4 protein-coding genes and 1 rRNA gene are annotated in these 6,140 nt (G+C 63.9%); all 5 read left to right on the forward strand.

Annotated features, from left to right (window positions below; all coding sequences use genetic code 11):
• Positions 1–35 precede the first annotated feature (35 nt).
• Positions 36–3,056, forward strand: a complete 3,021-nt coding sequence (locus ACNEOT_RS22900; RefSeq protein WP_415976888.1) for an AMP-binding protein — start codon at positions 36–38, stop codon at positions 3,054–3,056.
• A 93-nt stretch (positions 3,057–3,149) separates the two neighbouring features.
• Complete coding sequence (locus tag ACNEOT_RS22905) at positions 3,150–3,356, forward strand: Trm112 family protein (protein WP_415976889.1); 207 nt, start codon at positions 3,150–3,152, stop codon at positions 3,354–3,356.
• 149 nt (positions 3,357–3,505) lie between these two features.
• Entirely contained in the window at positions 3,506–4,150 is a 645-nt protein-coding gene (locus tag ACNEOT_RS22910; RefSeq protein ID WP_415976890.1) for a DNA-3-methyladenine glycosylase, read from the forward strand.
• A gap of 38 nt (positions 4,151–4,188) precedes the next feature.
• A complete protein-coding gene (gene tyrS / locus ACNEOT_RS22915) occupies positions 4,189–5,463 on the forward strand; it encodes a tyrosine--tRNA ligase (protein WP_415976892.1) in 1,275 nt (424 codons plus the stop codon).
• 568 nt (positions 5,464–6,031) lie between these two features.
• A 16S ribosomal RNA gene (locus ACNEOT_RS22920) occupies positions 6,032–6,140 on the forward strand; the annotation flags it as partial.

Raw genomic sequence — 6,140 nt, forward strand, 5'->3', positions numbered from 1 at the left:
GCCGGTCGTTCCGTCGGGCCGAACGCAGGAGTGTATTGGTGGGACTGAATGCAGATGCCGTCCGTGGACCCCTGCGGCGTGCGATCGCCACGGCCCAGAACGGTCTCGAGGTCATTCGTCTGGGTGGGCTCGAAACCGAGGTGGATCCTTCGCCGTTTCGGGTGATCGACCGCGAGCCGATGTATCGGCTTCGGCGGTATTTCCCGGACGATGTTCCTGCGGACAGTCCTCCGGTAGTGCTGATTCCACCGATGATGGTGTCCGCGGACGTCTACGACGTGACGACCGAGCAAGGCGCGGCCGGAATTCTGCACGGGATGGGTCTGGACCCGTGGGTTGTCGATTTCGGCTCGCCCGATACCGAAGAGGGTGGCTGGGGCCGTACGCTCGCCGATCACGTCGTGGCGATCAGCGAGGTCGTCGACAAGGTGCACGAGCACACTGGTCGAGACGTCCACCTCGGTGGATATTCGCAGGGCGGCATGTTCTGCTATCAGGCGGCCGCCTACCGAGGAGGCCGAAATCTGGCCAGCATCATCACGTTCGGGGCTCCGGTCGACACGTTGGCAGGCCTGCCTCTCGGAATTCCGGCCGGAGTGGCCACGCGGGGAGCGGAGTTCCTGGCCGACCACGTGTTCACCCGCCTCGCTGTGTCGGGTTGGATGGCGCGGACGGGATTTCAGTTGCTCGATCCGGCGAAGACCGTGCGGTCGCGCTTGGATTTCCTGAGGCAGTTGCACGATCGTGAGGCACTCCTACCGCGCGAGCCTCAACGACGCTTCCTGGCGATGGACGGGTGGGTGGCCTGGTCCGGCCCGGCGGTGGCGGAGTTGTTGAAGCAGTTCGTCGTACACAACCGCATGATGACGGGCGGGTTCGTCATCAAGGACAGACTGTTGACTCTGGCCGAACTGACGGTGCCGGTGCTGGCCTTCGTCGGCGAGGTCGACGACATCGGTCAGCCTTTGGCCGTGCGTGGTATCCAACGCGCAGCTCCGCGTGCGCAGGTATTCGAAACCACCTTGCGTGCAGGGCATTTCGGCTTGGTGGTCGGTAGCACGGCAGCTGCACAGACGTGGCCGACGACGGGCAATTGGATCCGGTGGCGCGAGGATCTGGGGCCGAAGCCCGAGGCGGTCCGGGTGATGGAACGCGAGGATCACAGCGATTCCGACAGCGGTGTATCGATCACCAACCGGTTGATTCACACCGCAGCCTCTATTGCCGAGGTGGGCGTGGGCGTCGGCCGCGGGCTGGCATCGGCTGCGACCGGGGCGGTGCGGGGTACGCGAGAGATCTCCTCCGAGGCCGTACGTACCTTGCCGCGGCTGGCACGGCTCGGGCAGATGCAGCCACACAGTCGAGTTTCGTTGGGACGGTTGATCGCCGAGCAGGGACGCAAATCTCCCAACGGCGAGTGCTTCCTGTTCGACGACCGAGTGCACACCTACGACGCGGTCAACGTACGTATCGACAATGTCGTACGCGGTCTGATCAGTGTCGGGGTGCGGCCCGCATCGCGCATCGGTGTGTTGATGGAGACACGTCCGAGCGCATTGGCCGCGATGGCTGCGCTCTCGCGCATCGGGGCGGTGCCGGTTCTCCTGCAGCCGGGGAGCGACCTGACGGCGGCCTTGCGGGCCGTCGACGTCGATACGGTCATCGCCGATCCGGAGAATGCTGCGGCAGCGGTCCCGGTGGCTCCGAACGTGTTGGTGCTCGGCGGCGGCGAGAGTCGGCAACTCGACATTCCGTCCGGTTACGAGGTCGTCGACCTCGAGTCCATCGATCCGGACGCGGTGCGGCTACCTCAGTGGTACGAGCCCGATCCGGGTCGGGCCCGCGAACTCGCGATGATCCTGTTCACGACGAACGATCGCGGCCTCGAACCCCGCTACATCACCAATCACCGGTGGGCACTGTCGGCCTTCGGTACTGCGACCGCAGCCGCTCTCGGACCGGGCGATACCGTGTATTGCCTTGCGCCACTGCATCATTCGGCTGGAATTCTCGTGACCATCGGCGGTGCCCTCGCGGGTGGATCACGGATCGCACTTTCGCGAGGTCTCGATCCCGAGAGGTTCGGCGAAGAGGTCTACCGCTACGGCGTCACTGTCGTCAGCTACACGTGGACGATGATGCAACAGATCCTCGATGATGGTCGCTTCCCGGTCGATACCGGTCATCCGGTTCGCCTGTTCATCGGCTCGGGCATGCCCGTGGGGCTGTGGCGTCGCACGCTCGCGCGGTTCGGTCCGGCTCGGGTGCTCGAGTTCTACGCATCCACCGAGAACGACGTGATCCTCGCCAACGTGGCGGGCTCGAAGATCGGATCCAAGGGTCGTCCTCTGCCCGGCAGCGCGCGGGTTGCTCTGGCGGCGTACGACCCGATCACCGGCCGACTCGAGGAAGACGACGACGGCTTCGTTCGGCAGTGCCGCGATGACGAGATCGGGTTGCTTCTCGGACGACCGAGCGGCGACGGGGAAGCGACCAGCCACGTGATGCGCGGCGTCTTCGAGCCGACCGACGCCTGGATTCCCACCGACAACCTGTTCCGCCGCGATTCGGACGGCGACTACTGGCTGATCGACAGAAAGGACACCGTCGTCCGGTCCGCGGTGGGCCCGGTGTTCACCCAGCCGATCGTCGACGCGGTGGGCGACCTCGACCAGGTGAGTTCGGCGGTCGTCTACGGGGTCCGCGTCACTTCTGATCGGCCACGATCGGTCCGCGTCGAGGCGTCGTCGACGGAGGTAGCGGTGTGCGCCATCGCGTTGCAACCGGAGGCGGTGATCACCGCTCGTGCCTTGACGGACGCGCTCGGTGCATTGCTGCCGGACGAGCGTCCGGCAATCGTGCACGTCGTCGCCGAGATCCCGGTGGGACGTGCGTACCGACCGACCGCTACGGCGTTGAAGAAGGTGGGCATCCCGACGCCGAGCGCGCGGTCCTGGTACTACGACTCAGAGTCCAACAGCTACCGTCGACTGACGAAAACTGTTGTGACCGAACGCTTTGTCGGACGCGAAGTCGCGGCCGAGAAGTCGTCCTAGGAGTGGAGCCTGCAGTAACGCCTCGGGAAGGCGTTCGGTAGCGTGAGCGCAAACACCACCCGAGATTCGATCGGATCAGAACGAAGGACACCTGTGGCAATCGATTCGACACTGCTTTCCATCCTCGCGTGCCCGGTGGACAAGGGCCCGCTGCTGCTGGTCGAAGGGGAATTGCTCTACAACCCGCGACTGCGGCGTGCGTATCCGATCGAGAACGGTATTCCGGTGTTGCTCGCCGACGATGCCCGCGACGTCGACGCCGCCGAGCACGAGTCGATCCTGGCACGCGCTACGTCCTAGATCGCTTCTTCGGTCTCGAGCTTCGGCGACGCGCTGTGGTGGCTGCAACTGCACAGCGCGAACGCCACGTTGGCCTCGAGCATCACCGGATCTCGGAGTAGGTGGCCCCGGTCGGCACTCGGTGGTCGAGAGCGAAGCATCATGGGAGGGTGAACGTCGCTGACTTGGAGATCGGAGAGCCCGACGACGCAGCCCGATGCATCCTCGGCGGAGTCGTCACCGTGGGTGATGTGTCTCTCCGCATCGTGGAAGTCGAGGCCTACGGCGGTCCGGCCGACGGTCCGTGGCCCGATCCCGCTGCACATTCGTTCCGCGGGCCGACCCCTCGGAACGAGGTGATGTTCGGTCCGGCGGGGCATCTGTACGTCTACCTGAGCTACGGAATGCATTTCTGCATGAACGTCAGCTGCGGACCGGAGGGCACGGCCGCTGCGGTGTTGCTCCGAGCTGGTGAAGTTCTCGCCGGTCACGACGTCGTCGAGAGCAGGCGGGCCGGACGGAGTCCACGGACCAACCGGGTCGAGGCCGGTTGGGCCCGCGGGCCGGGCAATCTCGGTCGGGCCTTGGGTGTTGCGTTGTCGGACAACGGAACCGACCTGTTCGACGCCTCGTCCGCGGTCACCCTTGAGCTGCTCGAGCGCCCGCTGCACGAGAAGGCGGTCGCGTCCGGACCGCGGGTCGGGGTGAGTCGGGCGGCCGACCGTCCATGGCGCTTCTGGGTGCCAGGGTCGCCGGCGGTATCGAGCTACAAGCGCAGCCCCCGGGCCGCCGCTGCCGGAACCTCGGAGGCCTGACCGACCGATCGCTGCGCCCATGCGGGAGGATCGACGTCGTGAGTGAGAACATCATCGACGAAATGACCTGGCGCGGACTGATCGCGCAGTCCACCGATGTGGACGCGTTGAAGAAGGCGACGTCGGAGGGCCCGATCACGCTGTATTCCGGTTTCGACCCGACCGGTCCTTCTCTGCACGCAGGGCACCTGGTGCCGCTGCTGGCACTCAAGCGGTTTCAGCGGGCAGGCCATCGGCCGATCATTCTCGCCGGCGGTGCGACGGGACTCATCGGTGACCCTCGCGACGTGGGGGAGAGGACCATGAATTCCCGCGAGGTCGTCACCGAATGGGCCTCGCGTATCCGCGGCCAGCTCGAGCGGTTCGTCGATATGGACGAGAGCCCGACGGGCGCAGTGGTGGTGAACAATCTGTCGTGGACGGGGGAGCTGTCCGCGATCGATTTTCTGCGCGACATCGGTAAGCACTTCTCGATCAACGTGATGCTTGCTCGCGAGACGGTGAAGAATCGGCTCGAAAGCGACGGAATGTCGTACACCGAGTTCAGCTACATGCTGCTGCAGGCGAACGACTACGTGCAGCTTCGCCGCCAGTACGGCTGCAGCCTCCAGATCGGTGGCTCCGATCAGTGGGGGAACATCATCGCCGGGGTGGAGCTGAACCGGCGCCAAGACGCCGAGTCGGTCCACGCCATGACCGTTCCCCTGGTCACGTCGGCCGACGGCAAGAAGTTCGGCAAGTCCACCGGTGGTGGCAGCCTGTGGCTCGACCCGGAGATGACGAGCCCCTATGCCTGGTACCAGTACTTCGTCAATACCGGTGACGCGGACGTCGTGAAGTACCTACGTTGGTTCACCTTCTTGTCCAAGGACGAGTTGGCAGAACTCGAGCTGGCAACCACCGAGCGTCCGCACGCGCGCGAAGCGCAGAAGCGCCTGGCGGCCGAGATGACCACGCTTGTCCACGGAGAAGCGGCGACGCGATCGGTCGAACTCGCCAGCCAGGCACTGTTCGGGCGGGCGGAACTGACAGAACTCGATGAAAAGACTCTGGCTGCCTCATTGCAGGAAGCGTCGGTGGCGGATATCGAGGCCGGTGCGCCGAACACCATCGTCGATCTGCTCGTCGCCACGGGCCTGAGCGAAAGCAAGGGCGCTGCCAGGCGAGCGGTCAAGGAGGGCGGCGCATCGGTGAACAACGTGAAGATCTCCGATGAGGACTGGACGCCCAGTGCGGAAGATCTACTCCACGGCCAGTGGTTGGTGGTCCGACGCGGAAAGCGAAACTTCGCCGGCGTGCGAATCGCAACGTAGTTTCGGTTGTTGCCAGTGGTCGGAGTCACATCCATGTAATTTGGTTACGACGCCCGTCGGGTGGGTACGTAAGCGGTTGCGACCAGGCTGTTCACACGATCCGCGTGTGAACGACCTGGGGATTTGACGCGTTGTTATCCGGCGCGTAACTTTGTCCAAGTCAGAGCGACACGGACGCCAGCCCAGACCGCAAGGCCTGAGCGGGCAAAGTTCACTCCAGGCACTATGAAGTTGTACGGGCCGCGAGGTTCGGCATCTTCACGGATGAGAAGCCAGCTTGACTGCGCTCGATCATCTGATCTAAGCTGGAACGGTTGCCCCGGACATTTTTGAGCTTCGGCTCGGCAGTGAACGGTGTGTGCGTGTTCTTTGAGAACTCAACAGTGTGTCGATGAATGTCAGTGCCGAAATTATTTGTTTTGGTGAATGCATTCGATGTATCGATCATCCGCTTGTGGTGGTTGTTGTCGGGTGTTGTTTTGAATGCTAGTTGAGTTTTTCTGCTAGTGATTTGACTTGATGTCTTTGACTGATTCACGGTCCTTCGGGATTGTTGTTTCGCAGGTCTTTTACGGAGAGTTTGATCCTGGCTCAGGACGAACGCTGGCGGCGTGCTTAACACATGCAAGTCGAGCGGTAAGGCCTTTCGGGGTACACGAGCGGCGAACGGGTGAGTA

It is taken from the genome of Rhodococcus sp. 077-4 (assembly GCF_047782425.1).
In the GTDB taxonomy this organism is placed as follows: Bacteria; Actinomycetota; Actinomycetes; order Mycobacteriales; family Mycobacteriaceae; genus Rhodococcoides.